Below are 22,601 nucleotides of genomic sequence, written 5' to 3'. Positions count from 1 at the left end.
GAGGGAGCGGGGCAGGCCCCCCGTCCGCATCGGTGTGGCGGGGGCATACGGCGGCGGCGCGTTCCTGGCGGGCACCGGGCACCTGCAGGCCGCAAAGGTTGGCGGATCCTCGGGCCGGGCAGTCCCGCGATGCCGGAGGAGGGGGCGCAGGGAGGTAGCCGGTGCCTCGGTCGCACCCCCTTGACCCGCAGGTCAGTCCCCTTGGCCAATACCCCGGTCCAGCGTCGTGCGAGGCGCTTCGTGGAATGCCTTTTCGGAGGACGCCGTTGTGATGGCCAGGAGTTCGGTGGCGGTGCGGCTGCCGTCGACCGGGACCGGCGTACTCATCAGCCAGTCGGCGGCGCCGGGCGCCGTCGCGGGAGGAACAACGAGCAAGGTGCGAAAGCCCTTGAGGTAGGAGCAGAGCACGATCTCGTTCTGTTCGTGACCGGACACGGACCACCCGGCGGTCACGGTGTGCACGCCGATGGCGACCTGGTGCGGGATGTCGGGCCACGGCTCGATCCCCACAATGACCCTGGTGATGTTGCCCGCCCCGTCCATCGCCTCGACCAGGCCGGGGAGTTCGGCGACGAGATTGTGGGAGTACGGCCACCATGCGCCGTCGAATCCGCCTTCGACGGCTTCGTAGGGTGCCAGTGAAAGCCGGACGGGCAGCGGTGAGGAGCGCTGCGCGTTGGCTGAGGGGTGATCGGCAGTCGTTTCCATGACGTGAACCTGCCTCCGGGCGGCGGTTGCGCCGCCCCGGTGTGGTTGTTCTCGCCGCCAACAGCCCGTCAAGGCGTGCTCCGGCACGGGACATCGGTGGTGGATTGGTCCACGGCCGTGGCCGCATGCGGGCGAGCATGGGCGGCGGCCGTATGTGCGAGGACGGCGCTGAGTTCCCCTCCCCCCGCCGTCTCGCAGCGGCTGTCCTCGCCATCCGCCCGGGGCGCGCGGGAACGTACCTCGGTCTCGAAAGAGGGCTGGGGAGGACGAAGGGCTGGAGCTGTGTTGTCGGCGATGCGGCTCCAGCCCGCTCACAGTGGTCGGATGGTCACTGTGGCCCGGGGGGCAGGGGGCCGAAAGGTGCTGGTGGGCAGCTCTTCACCAGGTACAGGTGGTGAAATGTGCGCGAGCCTCGTTGTGGAGCGTATACCCGGCCCGGTGACAGCGACAGTAGGCGTCCTGGACACCCCACCGGACCGCCCCAAGATCCGGATCAGGGGATCGGACACAGGATCTCGTCGCCCGCCGCGGCGCGACTGTGCCCGTCTTCGGCCTCCTCTACGGCGACGAGAGCGAGTACGTCCGGCGATCCGTCGCCAACCACCTCAACGATCTCAGATTTGGCCACGCCGACCTCGCCCTGGCCCCAGTGCGGTGCTGGCCGGACGCCCAGGCCGCGACGACCGGACGGCTCGTACGCCATGGACTGCGTACGCTCGTCAAATGCGGCCGCCCCGACGCCCTCGAACTGCTCGGCTTGGCTCCGGCGACTCTCGAGACCGACGGACCCGTGCTCGATCGCACCCACGTGCCGTTCGGCGGGAGCGTCCGCTTCAGCGCGACCATCCGCAATGCCTGCGTCCAGAACGCCCGGCTGGCGATCGACTGGGTGGGTCCACCACGGAGGGGTCAACGGCTCGCAGAGCGCGAAGACGTTCAAGCTCACGACCGCACTCTCACTCTGGACAGGACGACCGCAGTGACCCGGGAACACTCCTTCCCTCACCTCCCACCGCTGTCACCCGGGCCCGCGCACCATCGCCCAGCTGATCAACGGCGTGACGTCGGACCGCGCGGAGTTTGAACTCCGGGCCTCCTGAGGGCGCCCCAAAGGGCAGGGAGCCGGTGCCGTCGGGGTGGCGCCGTCAACCCGCAGGCCGGCGAGACTCTCACGGCCGGGCCGATCACGGGCGGCCCAGTACGTCGCGCGCTGGTAGCCGCCTGGTCAGCGGCCGGTGGATCCGTCGATCCGCTCGCGGAGGATGTCGGTGTGGCCGGCGTGCCGGCCGGTCTCTTCAATCATGTGCACCAGGACCCAGCGCATCGACGGTGCCTGCCCCCGGCGCGGGGGTCGCGGGGAGGGACGAGCCAGATCCGGGCAGGCGTCGATGACCTGGTTCGCTCGCTCGACGGTCGCCCGGTAGTCGGCGAGCACACTGTCCACGGTGTCCTGCGCGGACGGCCGCATGGTCGTACGCCAGTCACCGACATCCTCACCGAGGAAGTAGAACCGTTCGACGAACGCCAGGTGCTTGACCAGCCCCAGGAGGTTGGTACCCGAGGGCACTCCGCCCGTTCGGACTTGCGGTTCAGGCACGCCCTCGACCTTGTCCGCCACCGCGTTCCGCAGATAGTCGAGGAAGCCCCGCAGGGTGGCCTTCTCGTCGGCACCGGTGAGCGGGGGTCCGGTGTCCTTCGCCCGAGTCCTGGATCGCTTCGCGTCGTTTCCTGACATCGAGTCACTCCGTTCCGACGTGATGTCGTGTGGTTCGGACGGTCATCCGGCGGTGAGCTGGACGAGCAGGACGTTGTCGATGACGGTGGCCGTCTCACCAGCGGGTCCGGTGGCCCGGCGACGGGGCATGTCGGCGCGCAGGACGGACCAGCGCGCGGGGCCGAGATCGAGCTCGGCGGCGGTCTCGGTGGGTGTGGGGAAGCGGATGTCGGGGTCCTGGTTCCATGACCAGGGCGCGGTGGAACCGTGGTCGACGATCAGCAGGAGACCGCCGGGTCGCAGAGCCCGAGCGGCGGTGCCCAGCACTTGGTTGCGGAGCAACGGGAGCGGGGTGTGGAAGTACTGGGCGGAGACGAGATCGAACTGGCCGGCCGGGAAGCTTCTGCCCAGGTCGTGCTGTGCGGTGATGACCCGGTCCGCGACACCGAGATTGCGGGCACGTTCCCTCACCTGTGCGACGGCGGTGGTGGAGATGTCCACGGCGGTGACGTGCCAGCCCCGCTGGGCGAGCCAGATGGTGTCGCCGCCGGCGCCGCAGCCCAGATCCAGGGCAGCGCCGGGATCCAGTGGTGTTGCGGTCTCGGCGAGCAGTGGGTTGACGCGTGCGTCCCAGGTGCGCGGCGTGTGGTAGTGCCGCTCCCAGAACAGCTCGGCGTCGTCGTCCGCTGTGCCCTGGTCGCCCGCGGCGTCGGCGGTGGGCCGTCGGTGTCGGGTGGAATCCATCTGAGCTGCCCCTTCGTCGGCCGACGTGCCGAGCGTGATCCGATACGCACATTCGACGCCGGTGATGTACGGACAGCATCGCCAGCGCCATTTCGCCCTTGCAAGAAAAATTGCGGATCCGCATCATCGGGCCCATGGATGACAACATGGGCAACCCCGCAGGAGACGTACTGGCCGGAGTCGGGCCCCGACTGCGTGCCCTGCGCCGGGCGCGGAGCGCCACGCTGGCGGCGCTGGCAAGCGAAACCGGCCTCACGGCGAGCACCCTGTCCCGCCTCGAGAACGGCAAGCTCCGCCCCACCCTGGAGCAGTTGCTTCCCTTGGCCCGGGCGCATGGCGTCCCGCTCGACGACCTCGTCGCGGCGCCACCCACCGGCGACCCGCGCGTCCACCTGCGACCAGTGCGACGATCCGGGCTGGTGATGGTGCCACTGACCAGGCGAGCCGGCGGCATCCAGGCCTACAAGGTGATCTATCCGCCCGCCGGCCAGGCACCCACGATGAACCTGCAGACCCACGAGGGATATGAGTGGTTCTACGTCCTCAACGGACACGTCAGGTTCGCGCTCGGCGAGGAGGAGTTCAGGCTCGGCGTCGGAGAGGCCGCGGAGTTCGACACCCGCATCCCTCACTGGATCGGCAGTGCCGAGAGCCGGCCCGCGGAACTGCTCGCCCTGTTCGGCCCCCAGGGGGAGCGCGCACATCTGGCACCGTCCAGGCACTGACCATCGTGGTCACATCACATCAAGATGCCAGTCGGGGGACGTCGGGTGGACCGTGTCATCGGGCTCGACGACACCCGACAGGGCGTCGCGAAGCTGAGGATCCCGGACGGCCCCGGCCGGATCGAGCTGACGAAGTTCCCCACGCCGAAGGCGATCAGCGCCGGGCCGGCAAACGCACCGGTGAACACGCTGGGCATTCGCCGCATGTTCGCCGTCGAGGACATCGAGGACGTCCTTGCCCGCCTGCAAACCCATGGTGCCGAACTCGTCGGCGAGGTGCAGCGCTTCGAGGACAGCTATGAACCATCCAGGCATCTGCGCCTGGGAGTTGCGTGCGCCGGACGGTAAGGTGCGCATTCGGACGATCTTGAATTGCCCAGGTGATTGTCCTTGTCTCCCGCATCAACGTCCTCTGCCGGCTGACCGGGGCACCCACCTCGCGACCGGGCCGACTACTGGCCAATCGCCACACGGGGAGACGCCAACGCATGACCACGCAACCATCGCCACCTGGAGCGGAGCGGACTGACGGATCGTCCGTCCAGATCGGCGCTCTCGTTCCGCTGACCCGGCCCGGCTGGGTCGAGGCGGGCCAACACCTGCTCGCTGGACTCGAGTTGGCCGTTCGTGAAGTCAATGACGCGGGCGGGATCGTCGGAAGACCACTGGAGCTGGTGGTCCGGGACACCGCGGCCGATCCGCAGCGGGCCGCGGCGGCCGTGGATGATTTGGCCCGCCTGGGCGTGACCGTGGCGGGGGAGTACCACAGCGTCGTCGCTCGCTCGGCTGCCGCCAGGGCCGACGCCCTCGGCCTGCCGTTTCTCTGCTCGTCAGCGGTTCTCGACGCGCCCACCGAACAGCCGACGCAATGGGTCGCGCGCCTCTCCCCGCCGCAGTCCCGCGGCTGGCAGGTCTACGCGGACTACCTCCTCACCGCGGGGCACAGCCGGATCGCCGTAGCAGCCCAGCCGAGTGTCTACTGGGCAGCTGGGACACGCATTCTGCGGGACCACCTCGCTCCACGCGGCTCCACCGTCACCGAACTCGACATGAGCGCGTTCGACGCCACGGCCATCTGCGACGCCACGGCCGTGTGCGACGAACTCGTCGACAATCGCGCGACAGCCCTCCTTCTCCTGGTCGGCCACCCGGAGCCGGCGGTATCGATCGTCAAGTCCGTCCGCCGCGACCAGCGCCTCGCCGAGATCATGATCGGCGCTCCGGCCGGGCAACCGGAGTTCGCCGAATGGGCGACGCTGCTGGGCGACGACAGCGCCGCGGTCCCGTTCCTGCGCTACCTGCCCGAGCGCCTCACCCCAGTCGGTGTACGAGTCGAGACGGCTCTCCGCGAGCAGTTGGCCGCAGCGCCCTCCTTCGTCGCCTTCGAGGGCTACGACACGGTCACCGTCCTCGCCGATCTGCTGCGTTCCAACGGCGCGGACCGGGCGCGCACTGCCGAATCCTGGCCGCGCGTAGCAGTCGAAGGCACCCGCGGGCAGATCCGGTTCTCCCGCGTGCCGGGCATCAGCGTTTGGCAATGGGCCGGGACGCCGATCCAGGTCGTCGACCGAGACCCGGCGGAGCCCGACAGCTTCCGGATCCTTCACGCCGGCTGAGAGAACCCGCAGTTCGGACTGCCTCACCCGCAACATACGTATCCGCACCGGCGTTTCGGCCATCGGGCCGCTCGGAGCGACCCGTGCGCGTCAAGGGTGGATGCATCCGGCACGTTGGCTCTCCGCGCTCCCGCACGGAATCCGCTCCGTCCAAAACACGTGTGTTCGATTCGTGGTCGACGTCGTTGAGCCCGGTGGCACCACCTCGTTCCCAACGACCGTGCAGGAGATGTCCAGTTGACGTCAGCCGCCACCAACGACGCGCACCCCGTACCCCCACCGCCGCCGGCCGAGATCACCTACTCGGGGCAGTACTCCGTGAACCCGCTCGGCGAAGTGACCTTCCGCAAGCTCTGCGCGCAGCTCCCCTCCGTCCTGCGCCGCATCACCAAGATGTCCTGGGCCATCGATCGCCGAGCCGTGCTCCTGCTCCTGGCCTGCCAGTTGATCACCGGTGTGGCCGCCGCAGTGCAGCTGACCGCGACGGCCAAGGCAATGGGCCCCATCCTCGGCGACAACGCCGTCGCTGACCGCCTCTACGCGGCCCTGCCGGCTCTCCTCGTCGTGGCGGGCGCGAGTGCGCTGGCCCGCGGGTCGGGGGCCGTATCCACGTACGCCGAGCGGTGCATCACCCCCAGGCTGACGACCGCGACCGACACCGCCCTCGTCGAGGCCGTCTGCCGGGTCGAGGCAGCGGCGTACGCGGTCGACGGCTTCGCGGACCGGCAGGAAGCCGCCGAGATGGGGGTGATCCGCACGCACGTCATGGTCACGGACGCACAGCGCTTCATGTCGGCACTCGTCAGGATGGTCACGGCCAGCGGCGTCCTTTCGGTACTGAATCCCTTGATGCTGCCGTTGCTCCTCCTGGCCGTGCTCCCGGCCGGCGTCGGAGCGGTGCTCACCGCCCGCGTCGACTACGAGATCCACTACGCCAATGTCGCCGACCGCAATGTCCGCGGCATGATGCGGTGGTGGTCCACGACCCCCAAGTACGGCGACGAGGTCCGCGCGAACGGCATGACGGACTACCTCCTGTACTGGAACCGGGCGCTGTCCGAGCGAGTCGACAAACGCACCCTGGCCGCCGCACCCAGGACACTGCGCATCGCGCTGCTGTCGTCTCTCGCCGGTGGCGGTCTACTCCTCGCCACCTGGGCGGTCCTCGCCTGGCTGGCCGTGACCGGACGGATCGCGCTCGCCATCGCGGCCACGGCGGTCCTCGCGGTCCAGACGACCCTGGCCGCACTGTCCCAGGTCGTCATCAACGGGGCCGCGGTGTTCCACACGAGCCTCTACCTGAGCGACATGCAGGCGTTCCTCGACGACGCAGGCGAACGGGCTCCCCAACGCGGTGAAATGACAGTTGGTGCGCCGGTGGACGAGATCCGGCTGGACGAGGTCACGTACACGTACCCCGGGAAGGACAAGCCGGCCGTGGACGACGTAACCCTGACACTGCGCCGGGGAGAGATCCTCGCCATCGTCGGAGTGAACGGCTCCGGCAAGAGCACGCTGACACGTCTGATCACCGGTATCTACCTGGCGGACAAAGGACACGTCACCTGGAACGGCAAGGACCTCGCCCATGTCGACCCGGCCACGGTCTGGACCTGCATCGGGCTGGTACCGCAGATCTTCGCCCAGTGGCCGTTGCGGGTCCGGGAGAACGTGACACTGGGCCAGCCCCGCAGCCTGGACGACGCGCCGGTGTGGGAAGCGGTCGACGCGGTCGGCATGCGCGAGGCCGTCGAAGACCTCCCCGCCGCCCTCGACACGCTCCTCGCCCGCGAGGTCTTCGGCGGAGCCGAACTGTCCGGCGGCCAGTGGCAGCGCCTGGCCTGTTCCAGGGCCCTGTACCGCCGCCCCCAGCTGCTGATCCTGGATGAGCCGACCTCCCAGATGGACCCGAGGGGTGAACACGGGATCTTCGAAAGGATCAGGACCATCGCCCCCGACCGCATCACGATCGTCGTCACCCACCGACTCGAGAACACCAGGACCGCCGACCACATCGTGGTCATGGAGCAGGGCCGCATCACGGAACAGGGCGTGTACGAGGACCTCGTCCACGCCGGCGGCACCTTCGCCGAACTCCTCGCCCTCTCGCAGGACCGCTGAGGGTTCCCTCGGTTGCCCCCTTCAAGCCGAGGCGGGACCTGCTTCCTCCTGCTCGTGGTTGTGCCGCTTACCGCGCGAGATGCCCGGTGGTCCCGTAGGGTCGCGGTGCCGCCACGACAGGACGGGCGGTACGGCGCGGCCCTCGCGTTCCTTCGCGTGTGCGCGAGGTGGTTCCCACTCGGCATGGCGGTCCGGCGGCCATCTGCCGAAGGGGGCGCGTCGGCGCGGAGCGGCTCGACCGGTCAGGAGTGCCGATGTCAGGACAGTTCGAAGCGACGGTCGAGGTCGATCGGCCCGTTGAAGAGGTGTTCGCCTACCTCGCCGACGGACGCAACGACCCGCAGTTCAGCCCCCGGGTGCTCAAGATCGAACGGATCCCCGACACCCCCACGGCCGTGGGCACCGTCTTCCGGAGCACCGTCAAGGACGCGGGGATGAAGACCGCCAGGGAGTTCCGCATCACCACCCTCGAAGCCCCGGTGAAGATCCGGTGGGCCGAGGTGACGAAGAACAGCATGACGGCACGCGAAGGCGGCTACGACCTGGAGTCGCTGGCGGACGGCAGGACCCGGGTCCGTATCTTCAACGTCCTGGAAGGCCACGGGCTGGGCAAGCTCCTCGTCGGCCTGGCACTGGTCGCCGCCCGCAAGGACGCCGACGGTTTCGGTTCCCGGATCAAGACTGAGGCTGAAGCGGCGATCAGTCCGCGCTGACGCCGAGCGGACGGCCTTGTCCGCTGCTCGGCTCCAGTCGGCGTCGACCGCACGCGTCAGTACACCGCCGGGCCCGCAAGAAGAGGGGCCCGGCTTGTGTGCCGGTGGTGTGGGTTGGTCAGGCCCGTTCGCCCACGGGGACGCGCGGGAAGGACTCCCAGCGGTCGAGTTCGGCCAGGCGGGAGCGGAGCGAGGCCCGGATGTGTTCGACGGCGTCCGCGCCGACGGCCAGGCGCAGGGGCGGCTCGTCCAGTTCCGCGACCGCCATGATGGCGTCCGCGACGGTGTCGGGATCGCCGAAAGCCTGGGGCGGCAGCGCGGCGAAGTCGCTGAGGAACTGCCCGACGGTCGGCAGGTAGACGTCGTTCGGGGCGACGACCTGGAGGCTGGTGGAGAACTCGGTGGCGAAGGTGCCCGGTTCGATGATGGTGACCTTGACACCGGTGGGGGCCAGTTCGTGGGCGAGGGCCTCGCTGATCAGTTCCACGGCACCCTTGGATGCCGAGTAGAGGCCCGAGGAGGGCCAGGCGAACTGGCCGATGAGCGAGGAGGTCTGCAGGATCCGGCCTCGGGCGGCCCGCAGGGCGGGGAGCGTGGCGCGCAGGACGGCGAGGTTGGCCAGCACGTTGGTGTCGAAGATCGCGCGCGCCGCGTCCGCGTCGACCTGTTCGACGGAGCCGAACAGTCCGTAACCGGCGTTGTTCACCAGGACGTCCAGGCCTCCTGCGGCGCGCACGGCCTCGGCCAGGATGTCCTGTGCGCCGGGTGCGGTGATGTCGAGGGCGACCGGGGTGACCTGTCCGTGCGGGGCGCTCTCGGCGAGTTCGGCGAGCCGGTCGTGGCGTCGGCCGACGGCGATCACGTGGGCGCCGTCGGCGAGTGCGCGTTCGGCGACGAGGCGGCCGAAGCCGGAGGTCGCGCCGGTGATGAGCCAGGTGGAGGGCATGGCGGAGACTTTCTGTGCTGGGCCGTGCGTCAGGTGTACGGCCGGGTGGACGGGACGGGAGCACCTGGGTGGTGTCCCGCTCTCCAGCCAACCGCCGGCGCAGGCGTGTGGCGGCCATGGGATTGGCCCGCTGCTTCCTGGGATCCGTAGGGCCACCTTCACCGGGACACGGCGGGCCGGTACCGGCGACCATGGGGTCATGGAGCGCAACGAGGGACTCGGTGATTTCCTGCGCGCCCGGCGCGCGGCACTGGACCCGCAGCAGTTCGGTATCCGTGACGCGGCCCCGCGCAGGGTCCCCGGGCTGCGCAGGGAGGAACTGGCCGCGCTGGCGGGCGTCAGCGTGGACTACTACACGCGCCTGGAACAGGGCAGACCCATCACACCCTCGGAAGCCGTCCTGGACGCCCTCGCGGACGCTCTGCAGCTCGATCCGGCGGAACGCAGCTATCTGCACGCGGTGGCGCGCCGACCGGCCACGAGCCGACGCCGCACGCCTCGTACCGTGCAGAAGGTACGTCCCGGGGTGCATGCGCTGCTCGCGCGTCTCGGGGACACCCCGGCCTTCGTACTGGGGCGTCGAACCGACATCCTGGCGAGCAACCGGATGGCCCGCGCCCTGCTCGCCGACTTCGGCGCGATGCCGGTCCGGGACCGGAACGCCGTGCGCTGGGTCATCCTCGACGAAGCCGCGCGGTCGCTCTTCGCACAGGACTGGGAGAAGGCCGCCTCGATGTTCGTCGGGACGCTGCGGATGGATGCCGCCCGCCACCCCGACGACACACGCACCGCCGAACTGGTGGGGGAGCTGTCCATGAAGAGCGACCGCTTCCTGCGCTGGTGGGCCGGACAGAAGGTCGTCGAGCCAAGCCACGGCGCCAAGACCCTCCACCACCCGATCGCCGGCCGCCTCACCCTCCGCACCGAGGCGCTGACCTTCCCGGGTGACCCCGACCAGACCCTGTTCACGTTTCTTGCCGATCCCGGATCACCGTCGGACGAGGCCCTGACGGTGCTCTCCGCATGGGCCGCCGACCATGCCCGCGCTGCTCGCTCGACCCCCGACACCTCGGAGACATCGAGGGCAACGCCGTACGGGTGACGCAGACAGGCGTCGCAGAGGCGGAGTCACTCAACTCCCGTGACCGGGGCTGCCCCCGTTCCGTGACTGGTTCCAGGAGCTGAGCTTGTCCGGGTTGAGGGTGACCCAGACCTGGACGACATGGCGACCGGCGATGTCGAGGCTGATGACGGCGGCGACCTGGCGGTCGTAGCGCACGACGATTCCGGTGCGGCCGTTGACCGAGTGGGTGTGCAAGGTGATGCGCGGGCGCCGGGGGACCAGGGCCAGCAGGCCGCGGGCGACGTGCAGGTTGCCGTGGACGGGCCCGGTCGGCGCGCGGACCTTGCCTCCGCCGTCGAAGAACGCCGTCACGTCGGGTGCCAGCAGAGAGGCCAGAAGAGGTGCGTCCTCAGTGGCGCAAGCCTGCCGGACGGTACAGACCACGGCGTCGTGCTGCCGCGGTGTGGTGGGACGCGAGCGCATTGCCCGCAGACTGTGCAGCGCGCGGTCGGCCGGTTCGGCGTACTCCGGTCCTGTCCGTCCCGCGATGTCCACGGCCGTGGACGTGGAATCCAGCGCGTTCGGCCGAGCCCCGCGGCAGATACTGCCCACGACCTCCTCGAGCCAGGCCCGAGGGGTCGTGATCCGCGCCCGCGTCGTGCTGGACAGCTCGTACCACCGCCGGTAGGTCTCGGCGATGACATCCTCCGCCTCGCAGCGGCTGCCGAGCATCCCGTGCGCGATGTCCAGGAGATGCCGCCGTTCGTCGAGCAGATCGGCGATCGACACCGGATCACCTGCATCGTTCATACGGCGTCCTCCACTCGCACGGCACCGCACGGAACAGGCGACCGCCCCGATCGGTCGGTCACTCCACGAGCTTGCCTTCGGTGGACACCTCTTCCATCACGGCCGCGATCTCGTCCGGGATGGGTGCGATGCTCTCGCGTGTGATTCCCGTCTTCGGGGACCAGACGAGGTTGACCTGCAGTGCCGGATCCATGTCCGGATAGTCGCTGCGGTTGTGGCAGCCCCGGGTCTCCCGGCGCTCGATCGCCGCTTCGATCGTGGCGCGAGCGGCGAGCGCCGCGGACTTGAGGTCGAAGGCGTGCGCGAGATCCTGGAAGCCGGCGATGTCCGGGTGGATTCCGACGTTCTCCATGCGCGCGTCGATCTCGGCGAGCTCCGCCAGACCGGCGCGCAGTCCTTCCTCGTCGCGGACGACACCCGCGTGCTCGGTCATGGTGTTGCGGATGGCGCGCTGCAGGGCACGGACGTTCTCGGGGCCGTCCGCGGCGAGCAGGCCGTCGATCTCGAGCCGGGCCTCGGCCTCCGCGGCCGCCGACCGCGGCTGTGCCGTCAGCCCCTTCGAGTAGGCGGCCGCGGCCTGTCCTGCGATACGGCCGAAGACCAGCAGCTCGATGAGACTGTTGCCACCGAGGCGATTGGCGCCGTGCAGGCCACTGGAGGCCTCGCCGATGGCGTACAGGCCGCGTACGTCGGTGCTGTGGTCGTCGGGACTGACCCACACCCCGCCCATCGAGTAGTGAGCGGTCGGCGCGATCTCGATCGGATCGCGGGTGATGTCCAGCATCTGCAGGTCCAGAAGCGTCTGGTAGACCCTCGGCAGACGGCTCATGATCGTCTGCCGGGGCAGGTGGGACACGTCGAGCCACACACCGCCCTTGGATGTGCCGCGCCCCTCTTGGATCTCCGTGTAGGAGGCGAGGGCGACGCGGTCACGCGTGGACAGTTCCATGCGCTCGGGGTCGTACCGGGACATGAACCGCTCACCGAGCGCGTTGCGCAGGATGCCGCCCTCACCGCGGGCAGCCTCGCTGACCAGGGTGCCGGCCGCGTTCTCGGGCTCGATGATTCCCGAGGGGTGGAACTGCACCAGCTCGGGGTCGCGCAGACGGCCACCGGCCTCCACAGCCAGCCGGAACGAGTCTCCGGTGTTCTCGTCGCGCCGCGAGGACGTACGTCGCCAGATACGGGTGTGGCCGCCCGCCGCGAGAATGACGGCGTCGGCGTGGATCAGGTAGCGCGTCCCGTCGTTGAGATCGAAGCCGTAGGCACCGAACACCGCGCCGTCGTGCACCAGGAGCCGGGTGATGTAGACGCTGTCGAGCATGCGGACCTGCAACTGGCTCGCCCGCCTGACCAGCGTGCGCTGGATCTCCAGACCGGTGTAGTCACCCGCGAAGGCGGTGCGCCGGAACTTGTGTGCGCCGAAGAAGCGCTGGGAGATGCGGCCGTCCTCCTCCCGGGCGAAGGCCATGCCGTAGCGCTCCAGGTCGTCGATGCCGAGGGCGGCCCCCTGTGTGACGATCTCGACGGTGCGGGGATCGGCGAGGAGATAGCTCTCCTTGAGCGTGTCCGCGGCGTGCTGCTGCCAGCTGTCCTCGGGGTCCATGGTGGCCAGGGCCGCATTGATGCCCCCCGCGGCCAGGGCCGTGTGTGCGTCCTCCTTGGGGCGCTTGCCGACGGCCAGTACGTCCATGCCTGCCTCGGCCAGTTCGATGGACGCCCGTAGTCCCGCTCCGCCCGTTCCGATCACCAACACCATGGTGGACAGGCGTTGCTCGGTGATAGCCACGTTCCGCTCCGATCACTTGGTTCGTCACTGAGTACGACCGGTTGATCCCGCCGTATGTGACATCGGGCCCATGACTCCCGCACCTGATCGGGCGTTTCTGCCCCATCCGCGCGGCATGCCCAGTCCGACCGCGCCACCTCGCGTCCCACTATTTTCGCACCTGCCGAGGCGGCTTCAGGGCAGACGCAGGGGCTATGTCTCGCCCCGGTTTCGGTCGTACCGCGAGCCCGACTTCCGGATCTCAGCCGACGATCAGGCGGCCAGCGACGCTACGTAGGGCATCAGCTTGGCCGGATTCATCACCCACATGATGCGTTCGAGGCCGCGGGGCGACGCGTCGACGCACAGCAGCGCGACCGGGTTGCCGCCGGAGGAGACCAGGACCGCAGGCCGGTCGTTGGCCTCGACCCAGTTGATCTCCGACCCTGGCCAGAAACGCGGGGCGAACGCCTCGAGATACCGGGAAACATGCTGACGCCCCACGACCGGGATCTTGGACGCGCCCCGGATGCCGCCTCCGTCGGCGTAGCTGATGACGTCCTCGGAGAGGACGTGCTCGAGCGTGGCCAGATCGCCCGTCTGTGCCGCGGTGAGGAACACCTTCAACAGGCGCTGGTGCTCCGCCCGGTCGACCGGCTCCCGCCGTTCGGTGGCCAGGTGCTTGCGCGCCCGGCTCACCAACTGGCGGGCGTTGGCCTCACTGGTGTCCACGATCTCCGCGATCTGCGGGTAGGGGTAGTCGAACGCCTGCCGCAGGACGTAGGCGGCCCGCTCCACCGGGTTCAGCTTTTCGAGGACGAGAAGAACCGCCATCTCGACCGCCTCGGCGCGTTCCGCACCCATGTTCGGGTCCTGGCTGGTGTCGACCGGCTCGGGGAGCCACGGGCCCACGTATGCCTCGCGCCGCATCCGGGCGGACTGCGCCAGGTTGATCGCGAGCCGGGCGGTGACTGTCGTCAGGAAGGCCTTCGGCTCGACGATTTCCCGACGGTCGGTGTTCTGCCACCGCAGCCAGGCCTCCTGGACGATGTCCTCGGCCTCCGTCGAACTGCCGAGCACGCGGTATGCGACACCGAACAGTTGCGGTCGCGCCGCGATGAACTCCTGCGTCGCTACTTCGAGCGAGTCGGCGTCATCCTCGGCGTCCATGGTGGCCCCCTTCGGCCAAGACAATGTTACAGCCGCTGCGGACCGCACGCTCCCGGGTGCCAGCGACTCACACTGCGTCTGACCTGCTGTTTGTGTCCTTCATGCGAGGTGAGAGGGCGCCGATCCGGTGCATCGGAGCGGGCCGGCCCCGCGTCCCGCACCACGGCAACGAGACGAGCCCGCCACTCGGCAGTCTGCTCGAAGTCAGGGTCCGGAAGCCGGTCCGGCTCGCTGGTTGCGGACAGGGAGCCCGTCTCCCCGTCGTGGGCCGCAGCGACGAGGAGACGGACGGTGATGTCCGGCGAGGCCGGATCGCCTCAGCCGAACATGCCGGGCTCGTAGTCCCCGGCGGGCTGCTGGTTGATGACGTTGATGCGGTTGTAGGCGTTGATGATCGCGAGAAGCGAGATCAGCGCGGCGAGCTGGTCCTCGTCGAAGTACTTCGTGGCGTTCGCCCAGGCGTCGTCAGAGACACCGCCCGCGGCGTCGGCGATGCGGGTGCCCTGCTCGGCGATCTCCAGGGCCGCACGCTCGGCGTCGGTGAAGACCTTGGCCTCGCGCCAGACGCTCACCAGATTCAGACGCTGCTGGGTCTCACCGGCGGCGACGGCGTCCTTGATGTGCATGTCGGTGCAGAATCCGCAGCCGTTGATCTGGCTTGCGCGGACCTTCACGAGCTCCTGGGTCGCGACCGGCAGCGTCGACTCGGCCACCACCTTGTTGGCGGAGTTGAGGTGCCTCATGACCTTGCCGGCAAGGGCGTTTCCGAAGTAGTTGACACGCGAATCCATGACGGGATCTCCTCGGTGTTAGGGCGCTTACACCGAATTGACCGGGTCACCTGGTGATCCGTGACGGCAATGGAACGTCACGTGCGCCTCCTTCGGTCTCCAGGACCCTGAGGGTCTGGTCGGGAGACCCGCGCGGGCGCGGCATCGGTATGGGACCGAGGCGCGCAGGCCGCGGACACGTCGCCCCGTGCCGTGTCACACCCGGGCGGACAGTTCGGTCCTACGTGATGAAACAACCTTTTCGATTCACGGGCGCGCCCAACAGTGCGCGCCTGTGCAGGTAATGAAAGGTCTCACCATGAGTGGACAGAAGCCGACCGTTGTCCTCGTGCACGGTGCGTTCGCGGACTCCTCCAGCTGGAACGGCGTCGTGGAGAAGCTCCAGTTGCACGACTATCCGGTGGTCGCCGCCGGCAACCCGCTGCGCGGACTGACCAGTGATGGCGAGTACGTCAGGCAGCTCGTGGCCTCCATCGAGGGCCCCGTCGTCCTCGTCGGCCACTCCTACGGGGGTGCCGTCATCAGCAACGCCGCGACGGGCCTCGACAACGTCAAGGCACTCGTGTTCGTCGCGGCGTTCATGCCCGATGAGGGCGAGAGCGCGGTGGACCTCGCGGGCAAGTTCCCGGGCAGCACCCTCGGCGAGGCGCTCCGCCCGGTGCCGGTCACGCTTCCCGACGGAAGCCGGACCGCGGACCTCTACATCGAGAAGGGCAAGTTCCACCATCAGTTCGCCGCCGACGTTCCCGAGGAGACGGCGGCGGTCATGGCTGCCATCCAACGTCCCGTGACGAACGCCGCCTTGGCCGAAGGCGCCTCCGCCCCGGCGTGGAAGGAGGTCCCGTCCTGGGTTCTCCTGGCCACGGAGGACCTCAACATCCCGCTGCAGACGCAGACGTTCATGGCCGGGCGGGCCAAGGCCACGGCGGTCGCCGTCACCGCTTCTCACGCGGTCGGCGTCTCGCTCCCCGGAGAGGTCGCCCGCCTGATCAACGAGGCGGCGCAGGCCACCGCCTGAGCGCAGAACGGACGCCTCATGGCTTCCGAGGAGGAACTGAGGGACCTGCTGATCCGTTCTGCCCGTCCCGTCGACGGTGAGGCGTGAGCTGACTCTGAGATGGGCGCCTGGAGCCCGACGGTGGCGGCTGAGGTCTGCCCAAAGGTGGTCGCGTACGAGATGGTATTGATTGATACTATCGCAGCGATGGCTGGGTGGGACGCCGAGCGGATGGGGTGGCGGTCTTGGACATGTACGAAGCGGTCACGAGCCGACGGTCGGTGTGCAGATTCACCGACCGGCATGTCCCGCGGGAGGCGCTGGAGCGGGCGCTGTCCGTTGCCGCCCGGGCGTCGCCCGCGCCGCATCTCCAGCCGCGGCGCGTGTACGTGCTGACCGGACGGCCACTGGCCGAGCTGGAGAAACTGCTCGGTGAGCGTGGTGCGGCCGTCGGCGCCTCGGCCGCCCTGTTCTGCTACGTCGACCGCGACCTGGGCTCGGCCCTCTGGTCCGACGTCGGCATGTATCTGCAGACCGTCATGCTGCTGCTCCGCGCCGAAGGGCTGCACGGCTGTACGCAGATGGCGTGGGCGAAGCATCACCGGGGCGTCGCGGAGGTCCTGTCGCCCCCGGAGGGGCTCATCCTCTTCTGCGGCATGTCGATCGGGTTCGAGGGCGCCGTGCTGAGTGGCAGTCGTACGGGTCGAGCGGCCCTCGGTGAGACGGTCACGTTCGTCGACACGATGGACGTCGCACGCCGAGATCGCGCCCCGGCGGGGGTGGTGCGGCCAATGGGGAAGCCTGCCGCGCGTCTCGATGGCGTACTCGCAAGAAAAATCCGTCGGATAATGTCACAAATAGGACTCCCGCCCTGACGTAGATGAGGAACCAAAAGCGATTCCGTGCGGCACTGGGAGAGTTGATCTTGATGATTGCTGGTGGTCGGAGGCCGGTCTCATGGGCTCCCTCGGGCTTCGGCCGGGGCGACTCGACGAGTGGTCGTGACCGTGAGGAGAGTCGAACCCTGACGGCAGACCAGGGGACGCATCCCCTGCCGTCGAGCCGACAGAGCCCACTGCCCGAGGGCCCCGCATCGGCGGGCCTGCACGCCCTTCCCCGTCCCGTGGCCGTCGTGGTGGGTGCCGGTGGCGTGCTCGGAGCGGCGCACGTAGGAGTCGGGAGTGCGCTGGAGCAGCGCGGGTTCGTCCCGGACATGATCATCGGCACCTCGGTGGGCGCTCTCAACGGTGCCATCGCGGCTGCCCACCCGGACACGGCCGCACCCTGGCTGGACCACGTATGGACCCGGTTGAGCCGCCGCGAGGTGTATCCGCTCGGCTTCCTGGCCTCGCGGGCCAGCGTCTTCACCGACCGCGGCCTGCGGCGACTGATCGCCGGAGCCGGGCTGCCGTCTCGGATCGAGGAGCTGGCGGTCCCGTTCACCGCGGTGGCGATGGACCTGGCCACCGGTGCTCAGGCGCTGCTCGACCACGGAGACCTCGAGTCGGCGCTGCTGGCCAGCGCGGCCGTTCCCGGCATGCTGCCCCCGGTGGAACGAGAGGGCAGGACGCTGGTCGACGGAGGTGTGATCGCCTACGTCCCGGTGCTGGCGGCACTGCAGGCCGGGGCGGCCAGCGTGGTGGTGCTGTCGACCGGACCGGAGTGCTCACCGTTGAGCCCGACCGTCCCGCGCCGGAGGGCCGGCGCGATCGCCGTGAGGGCCGGGCTGCTGTTGATGCACCATCAGATCGAGCGTGACCTGCACGAGGTGGCCCGGCACATCCCGACCGTCGTGCTGCCGACCGGCATCGAGGAATGGCCCGCCCCGTGGGACTTCGGCCACTCCAAGCGGCTCATCAGCACCGCCTCCCGCACGGCGGGACGCTTTCTCGACGGCCTGCACGTCAGCGGGCCGGGCCTGTACCGGGCCGACGGCCTTCCCGCGACGTCGAACGGCGCGGCTGAAGCATCGACTTCCTCAGCATCGGGGGTGGCCCTGTGAGTACCGTCGCGTTCCTGAACATCGCCATGCACGGGCACGTCAACCCGACGCTGCCGGTGGCGGCCGAGCTCGTTCGCCGCGGCCACTCCGTCACGTACCACACCTCGCCCGCCTTCCGTGAGGAGATCGAGGCCGTCGGTGCGGCGGTGTGCCTCTACCCCGGGGGCGACCAGCCCCTTCCCGATCCGCCGACGCCGGTCACGTTGATGGAGGGGCTCGCGAGCACCGCCGTCCGTCTGCTGCCTCAGGTGCTGACCGACCTGCGCCGGATCCGGCCCGACCTGATCGTGCACGACAGCGCCTGTCTCTGGGGCGCGGTCGCCGCCCGCGAACTCAGAGTGCCGGCGGCGTCCTCGTTCACCACGTTCGCCTTCAACCGTCACGTGCCCAGCCCCACCCGCGGTTCATGGGCCCTGCTGGCCGAGGCGGCGACTCGGCGGAACAGCCTCAAGGGCTACCTGCGGGCACGCCGGGGGCTGCGCCGCTTCGACACGAGTGGGCTGCCCCTGCTGGACCTGGGGAACATCCGCCAGCCGCTCAACCTGGTCTACACCTCACGGGCGTTCCAGCCTGCCGTCGAGGAGTTCGACCGGTCCTACCGGTTCGTGGGTGCGAGCATCGGCGCCCGTCCGGCCGACCCGTCGTTCCCGGCCGATCAGCTGCAGGCCCCGGTGCTCTACGCCTCGCTCGGCACCGTCTTCAACGCCGACCCGCAACTGCTGCGCGGTTTCGCCACGGCACTCGCCCCGCTGGGCGGCTCTGTCGTCGTGTCCACCGGGCAGACCGACCCCGCCGCGCTGGGCCCGTTGCCGCCCAACGTGCTCGCCCGCCGCTTCGTCCCGCAACCGGAAGTACTGGCCCGCGCGGCGCTGTTCATCACCCACGGCGGCATGAACAGCGTCAACGAGGCCATGTACGCGGGCGTTCCGATGCTGGTGGTGCCGCAGAGTGCCGGCCAGCCGATGGTGGCCCGCCGTGTCGAGGGGCTCGGCGCGGGCCTGTCGATCCGTACGCAGGACGTCACCGAGGACTCCGTACGTGCCCTCGCCGCGCGTCTGCTCCACGAACCGCGGTTCAGGGCGGCCGCGGCCACCCTGCAGGGCGCTCAGCACGAGGCGGGCGGATACCGGCGTGCCGCCGACGAATGCGAGCGGTACCTGCACACGAACGTCGTGGCCGGTCGGTCGGCTCCCGTGGATCCGTCCCAGCGAGGCTGAATCATGGCACTCGTCGTCCTGTTGCTGCTCGCCGGAGTGTCGGAAGCCGCCGGGCGCATCCTGCCCGTGGCAGTGGGCCGACCTGGCATGTCACGGACCCGGGTGGCGGGACTGCTCTGTGCCGGTGGCCTCGTCGAGGCTGCTGTGTTCGCGTTGTGGCCGCTGACCGCGTGGACCCTGGCCGAACTGGTGCTGTCCGCCACGCCGGAAGGCGACGAGCTGGTCTGGACACCCGATCTGGTCGCCCCGCTGGTGCTCGCCGCCGTCCTCGCGTTCCCCTTGCTCGGGCCCTTCCTCCACCTGCTGCTCTTCGTGGCGGTCGGAGCCGGTCTGGCCGGCCCGCTCGCCGAGGCGACCGACCTGGGCTGGTGGGGCGCCGCCGGATGTGTGGCCGTCGCCGGGGCCGGGCTCGGTATCGCCGTGGAGGCCGTTCGGCGTGTGGTCGTGAGGATCAGTGCCGCCGAGGCACGGAGGCCGGTCACATGAACGCGTACCTGCTCTGGCTCTTCGCGATCGGGCCGGTCCTCATCGCCGAAGCTCTGCTCGCCCGCTACGAGGTGCTGGCCTATGGTGCCGGCTGGCGGGCTCCCGTCACCAAGCTCCCGGAGGGCGTGCCCTACGCCCGGGGCGCGGCGCCCGACAGTCCTCCGGACGCCTACCTGGTCTACCTGGACGGCATCGGCAAACGCCGCGTCCGCGACAGCCGGGACGGCGGCCAGCTGGTCAAGGCCTTGATCGCCAGGGCCCCGGAGCTGCGGGTACTGGGTCAGGTGCAGCCCTACTCGCCACTGGCCGCCCCGCTCGCCGAGCGACCGGTGTGGAAGTGGCTGCGCCGCCGCATCGGCCTGCTGCTGTTCCTGCACAACGTCATGCAGATCTTCGTCGCCGCCGACCAGCGATACCGCCCCCTCTACAACCGGGCCGTCGGCTCCCAGATCGCCACTCAGCTCACGCTCGCCGGCTACCAGCCCGACAGCGGCATCCCCGTGGTGCTGCTCAGCTACAGCGGCGGCGCCCAGGTCGCCGGCGGCGCGGTCGACGAACTGCACACCCAGCTGCGCTCACCTCTCCTGCTGATCACGCTCGGCGGCTTTCACAACGGCGCCAACGACCTCACCAGTGCCGAGCACCTGCATCGGCTGACCAGCGCGAGCGACCGGATCGAGCGAGTCGGTACGTGGATCTTCCCGCAGCGCTGGCCGCTGTTCCGGGGGAGTGCATGGAACCGGGCCAACCGCGCCGGAAAGATCACCGTGCACCGGCTCGACCCGGCCACCCACGTCGGGCCGTCCAGCTATGTGAGCCCGACGGCTCAACTGCCCGACGGCCGCAGCCACCTCGACCGCACCGCCGACACCGTGATCGCCCTCATCCGCGACCGCCACGGCCTGACCGGGGCGCCGGATCACCCGTAGCCACGAGGGACTTGGACGGAGCGAGTGGTGCAGAGGCCACCTGCCGGTGACAGTGCCTCCGATGTCGCCGGTTGCCCCGCGCGAACCAAGCAGGACGGCCCGCCGGAACCCGGGTTCGGGCGGGCCGCCGGGGAGGTCAGAGACCAGGGATCAGCACAGAACAAGGATCCGGGCCCGACCCAATGCCGGGGACGTCCCTGTCCCGCAGCGCACCGGAGTAGACCTGCAGCTCGTCCACGTCGCCGTGCAGGTACTCGCCCCAGCGGTCACCGGCCTTGGCCCGGCCGATCTGGAGGGCACCGGTGCTGTTCCAGCCGTCGGGCAGGCTCGCGGCCGCCTGGGCGTTGGTGTAGCCGTCGAGGTAGAGCTTGATCGTGTCGGTCGCGTCGTCGTAGACCACGGCCAGGTGATGTCCCTGGCCCTCACCCCCGTCCGCGCCCGCGATCTGGGACACCACCTTCTCCGGGGCTCCGGCCTCGTCCTTCTCCGGCACCACCAGTTGCCAGGTGTGCGTGGACGGCTCGTAGCGCACCTTGAAGGCGCCGGTGTGCTCGCCTGCCTGCGAGAGCACGGTCATCGGGTGGGCGGGCTCGGAGTCCGCGAGGCGCACGACCACACCGAGCGTGAAACTGTCCCTGGTGTCCACGACGGGCCCGTCGCCAGCCGCGTACCCGCTCTCGCCGTCCAGTCGCAGATGTCCGCTGCCGACGAGTGGCGGCGGCACGTAGGTGCAGTCTGGGTCGAGGTCCGGGATACAGGAATTGTCGGAGCCCTGGTAGATCGAAGCCCCCGTGCCGAGCCGCAGGGACACGCCGTCCGACTGCTCGGGACTCACGCCGTCCGTCGCGCTCTGCAGCGACCAGTGACCGAGCAACTTCGGCTTGCGGTACCCCAGTTCGGCTACCTCGTCCGGCACCACCCGGTCGTGAACCTGTACGTCACCGATGTCCCCCTGCCACCGGTCCCGATATCCGGTCGCCCCGCGGCACGCCCGATCTGGAAAGCACCGGCTGCCTCGGCCGGAGCCGCGTCCGCCGCCGCGACCTCGTGGCCGTTTCCTGTCGCGTCCGTCCACCAGGCTTCGAACTCGCCGTTGACCGGGCTGAATTCGGAGGGCTGGTTGTCCTTTCCGGGTCGTACAGTCCACCGCGTAGGCCGTCTCCGTAGCAGTGACGAGCAGCGCCACCGCGCAGCTCCCCACCACCGTCCGTCTGCGTCTGCCGGCCCTTCTGAACCTGGTCAAGTGGCCCTCCCCTGTGGGCGTTTGAGGCTCGTGGATCACACGAGCGCCTGAAGCTAACAGAGACCACTGACATGGATCGAAAGGGTTTTCTCTCACGTCAAGGCCGGTAACTGGCATCCCGCTCGCAGTGTCGCCGCCTCGACCGGGGTGTTCAGTGAAACGAACGTCAGGTTCACTATGCTTGGATGGTTCGGTATAGTGAACGTATGGTTCACTCAATCGAGGCTCTTGGGGTAGGCGCACAGCTCAGCGCCTACCTCGATGACACCTACCTGGAGCAGGTCGATACGCGGGTGATCGCGGTCGGTGAGAGGGGCGGGATGCCATGGGCGGCCGTCGAGCACTGCCTGTTCCATCCGCAGGGCGGAGGCCAGCCCGCCGACCGAGGGTGGCTGGAGGACACGGAGATCATCCCGGTCCGGGATCGTGAGTCGGGGCTGGTCGTGGCGATGGCACCCGAGAGCGGCAGCCTCGAGAACGGCGGCCTTCCGCCTCTCGCGGAGGGACAGAAGGTGCGGGCCAGGATCGACCTTCGGGCCCGGACGGCGCACGCCGCGCTGCACACGGCCGGACACCTCGTCGAGGCGGTCGGGCGGATGCAGGGGTGGGAGATGGTCGCCGGCAACCATTTCCCCGGTCAGGCACGCATCGAGTTCCAGGCGCCCCGGACGGACACGCGGCCGGCGGACCCGGAAGGGCGGGAGGAAGTGACCGCCGCACTGCGCGCCGCGGTGGCGGCCGCGGTCGCCGACGATCTGCCGGTCTTCGCACGATGCCTCGCCGACGGGCGGCGCGAGGTGCACCTGGACGAGCTGCACTCCGCGCCGTGCGGGGGCAC

At 69.6% G+C, this 22,601-nt stretch carries 22 protein-coding genes and 1 pseudogene; 13 read left to right on the top strand and 10 right to left on the bottom strand.

Annotated features, from left to right (window positions below; translation table 11 throughout):
• Positions 1-192: 192 nt before the first annotated feature.
• The 4 genes from O3Q52_RS22770 to O3Q52_RS22755 all read right to left on the bottom strand — a co-directional run bounded on the left by O3Q52_RS22770 (position 193) and on the right by O3Q52_RS22755 (position 3,166).
• Positions 193-795 (bottom strand): DUF5994 family protein, encoded by a 603-nt coding sequence (locus tag O3Q52_RS22770; RefSeq protein WP_269650621.1) that lies wholly within the window; start codon positions 793-795, stop codon positions 193-195.
• Between the two features lie 406 nt (positions 796-1,201).
• The gene (locus O3Q52_RS22765) at positions 1,202-1,654 is read right to left on the bottom strand and encodes a hypothetical protein (RefSeq protein WP_269650620.1); all 453 of its coding nucleotides are present in this window, start codon (positions 1,652-1,654) and stop codon (positions 1,202-1,204) included.
• A 279-nt stretch (positions 1,655-1,933) separates the two neighbouring features.
• A complete protein-coding gene (locus O3Q52_RS22760) occupies positions 1,934-2,443 on the bottom strand; it encodes a DinB family protein (RefSeq protein WP_269650619.1) in 510 nt (169 codons plus the stop codon).
• Between the two features lie 42 nt (positions 2,444-2,485).
• Positions 2,486-3,166, bottom strand: a complete 681-nt coding sequence (locus tag O3Q52_RS22755; RefSeq protein ID WP_269650618.1) for a bifunctional 2-polyprenyl-6-hydroxyphenol methylase/3-demethylubiquinol 3-O-methyltransferase UbiG — start codon at positions 3,164-3,166, stop codon at positions 2,486-2,488.
• A gap of 134 nt (positions 3,167-3,300) precedes the next feature.
• Here O3Q52_RS22755 and O3Q52_RS22750 point away from each other — a divergent pair, with 134 nt between their 5' ends.
• The 5 genes from O3Q52_RS22750 (at position 3,301) to O3Q52_RS22730 (ending at position 8,341) form a co-directional block, all read left to right on the top strand.
• On the top strand, positions 3,301-3,891 hold the full coding sequence (locus O3Q52_RS22750) for a helix-turn-helix domain-containing protein (RefSeq protein WP_269650617.1): 591 nt from the start codon (positions 3,301-3,303) through the stop codon (positions 3,889-3,891).
• 45 nt (positions 3,892-3,936) lie between these two features.
• Positions 3,937-4,239 carry a hypothetical protein gene (locus tag O3Q52_RS22745; protein WP_269650616.1) on the top strand — a complete coding sequence of 101 codons (303 nt, stop codon included), beginning with the start codon at positions 3,937-3,939 and terminating at the stop codon, positions 4,237-4,239.
• Positions 4,240-4,379: 140 nt separating this feature from the next.
• Positions 4,380-5,507, top strand: a complete 1,128-nt coding sequence (locus tag O3Q52_RS22740; RefSeq protein ID WP_269650615.1) for an ABC transporter substrate-binding protein — start codon at positions 4,380-4,382, stop codon at positions 5,505-5,507.
• A 237-nt stretch (positions 5,508-5,744) separates the two neighbouring features.
• On the top strand, positions 5,745-7,628 hold the full coding sequence (locus O3Q52_RS22735; RefSeq protein ID WP_269650614.1) for an ABC transporter ATP-binding protein: 1,884 nt from the start codon (positions 5,745-5,747) through the stop codon (positions 7,626-7,628).
• 254 nt (positions 7,629-7,882) lie between these two features.
• Positions 7,883-8,341: an SRPBCC family protein gene (locus O3Q52_RS22730; RefSeq protein WP_269650613.1), complete on the top strand. Its 459-nt coding sequence runs from the start codon at positions 7,883-7,885 to the stop codon at positions 8,339-8,341.
• A 118-nt stretch (positions 8,342-8,459) separates the two neighbouring features.
• On the opposite strand, the gene O3Q52_RS22725 is transcribed toward O3Q52_RS22730, so the two are convergent.
• The gene (locus O3Q52_RS22725) at positions 8,460-9,287 is read right to left on the bottom strand and encodes an SDR family oxidoreductase (RefSeq protein WP_269650612.1); all 828 of its coding nucleotides are present in this window, start codon (positions 9,285-9,287) and stop codon (positions 8,460-8,462) included.
• Between the two features lie 199 nt (positions 9,288-9,486).
• On the opposite strand from O3Q52_RS22725, the gene O3Q52_RS22720 reads away from it, so the two are divergent.
• Complete coding sequence (locus O3Q52_RS22720; RefSeq protein WP_269650611.1) at positions 9,487-10,389, top strand: helix-turn-helix transcriptional regulator; 903 nt, start codon at positions 9,487-9,489, stop codon at positions 10,387-10,389.
• Positions 10,390-10,419: 30 nt separating this feature from the next.
• Here O3Q52_RS22720 and O3Q52_RS22715 read toward each other — a convergent pair whose 3' ends face one another.
• The 4 genes from O3Q52_RS22715 to O3Q52_RS22700 all read right to left on the bottom strand — a co-directional run bounded on the left by O3Q52_RS22715 (position 10,420) and on the right by O3Q52_RS22700 (position 14,889).
• A complete protein-coding gene (locus tag O3Q52_RS22715) occupies positions 10,420-11,160 on the bottom strand; it encodes a sigma factor (protein WP_269650610.1) in 741 nt (246 codons plus the stop codon).
• Positions 11,161-11,218: 58 nt separating this feature from the next.
• The gene (locus O3Q52_RS22710) at positions 11,219-12,919 is read right to left on the bottom strand and encodes an L-aspartate oxidase (protein WP_269650622.1); all 1,701 of its coding nucleotides are present in this window, start codon (positions 12,917-12,919) and stop codon (positions 11,219-11,221) included.
• A gap of 282 nt (positions 12,920-13,201) precedes the next feature.
• The gene (locus tag O3Q52_RS22705; protein ID WP_269650609.1) at positions 13,202-14,098 is read right to left on the bottom strand and encodes an RNA polymerase sigma-70 factor; all 897 of its coding nucleotides are present in this window, start codon (positions 14,096-14,098) and stop codon (positions 13,202-13,204) included.
• Between the two features lie 317 nt (positions 14,099-14,415).
• Positions 14,416-14,889 carry a carboxymuconolactone decarboxylase family protein gene (locus tag O3Q52_RS22700; protein WP_269650608.1) on the bottom strand — a complete coding sequence of 158 codons (474 nt, stop codon included), beginning with the start codon at positions 14,887-14,889 and terminating at the stop codon, positions 14,416-14,418.
• A 298-nt stretch (positions 14,890-15,187) separates the two neighbouring features.
• Here O3Q52_RS22700 and O3Q52_RS22695 point away from each other — a divergent pair, with 298 nt between their 5' ends.
• The 6 genes and pseudogenes from O3Q52_RS22695 (at position 15,188) to O3Q52_RS22670 (ending at position 20,520) form a co-directional block, all read left to right on the top strand.
• The gene (locus tag O3Q52_RS22695; RefSeq protein ID WP_269650607.1) at positions 15,188-15,907 is read left to right on the top strand and encodes an alpha/beta fold hydrolase; all 720 of its coding nucleotides are present in this window, start codon (positions 15,188-15,190) and stop codon (positions 15,905-15,907) included.
• 224 nt (positions 15,908-16,131) lie between these two features.
• A pseudogene (locus O3Q52_RS22690) lies at positions 16,132-16,626 on the top strand (nitroreductase); the annotation flags it as partial.
• A 383-nt stretch (positions 16,627-17,009) separates the two neighbouring features.
• The gene (locus tag O3Q52_RS22685; RefSeq protein ID WP_269650606.1) at positions 17,010-17,888 is read left to right on the top strand and encodes a patatin-like phospholipase family protein; all 879 of its coding nucleotides are present in this window, start codon (positions 17,010-17,012) and stop codon (positions 17,886-17,888) included.
• A complete protein-coding gene (locus O3Q52_RS22680) occupies positions 17,885-19,105 on the top strand; it encodes a macrolide family glycosyltransferase (RefSeq protein ID WP_269650605.1) in 1,221 nt (406 codons plus the stop codon). Before O3Q52_RS22685 ends, O3Q52_RS22680 begins: the two co-directional genes overlap by 4 nt.
• A gap of 3 nt (positions 19,106-19,108) precedes the next feature.
• Positions 19,109-19,591 (top strand): hypothetical protein, encoded by a 483-nt coding sequence (locus tag O3Q52_RS22675; RefSeq protein WP_269650604.1) that lies wholly within the window; start codon positions 19,109-19,111, stop codon positions 19,589-19,591.
• Positions 19,588-20,520: a hypothetical protein gene (locus O3Q52_RS22670; protein WP_269650603.1), complete on the top strand. Its 933-nt coding sequence runs from the start codon at positions 19,588-19,590 to the stop codon at positions 20,518-20,520. Before O3Q52_RS22675 ends, O3Q52_RS22670 begins: the two co-directional genes overlap by 4 nt.
• Before the next feature lie 136 nt (positions 20,521-20,656).
• Here O3Q52_RS22670 and O3Q52_RS22665 read toward each other — a convergent pair whose 3' ends face one another.
• Entirely contained in the window at positions 20,657-21,436 is a 780-nt protein-coding gene (locus O3Q52_RS22665) for a LamG domain-containing protein (RefSeq protein WP_269650602.1), read from the bottom strand.
• A gap of 533 nt (positions 21,437-21,969) precedes the next feature.
• Between O3Q52_RS22665 and O3Q52_RS22660 the strand changes: the two genes are divergently transcribed.
• The coding region (locus O3Q52_RS22660) for a metal-dependent hydrolase (RefSeq protein ID WP_269650601.1) at positions 21,970-22,601 on the top strand (632 nt) is incomplete at its 3' end.

Source organism: Streptomyces sp. ActVer, from assembly GCF_027270795.1.
Lineage (GTDB): Bacteria > Actinomycetota > Actinomycetes > Streptomycetales > Streptomycetaceae > Streptomyces > Streptomyces umbrinus_A.
Note: the sequence above shows the minus strand (reverse complement) of the source record. Positions and strands in the feature narration are given on the sequence as shown.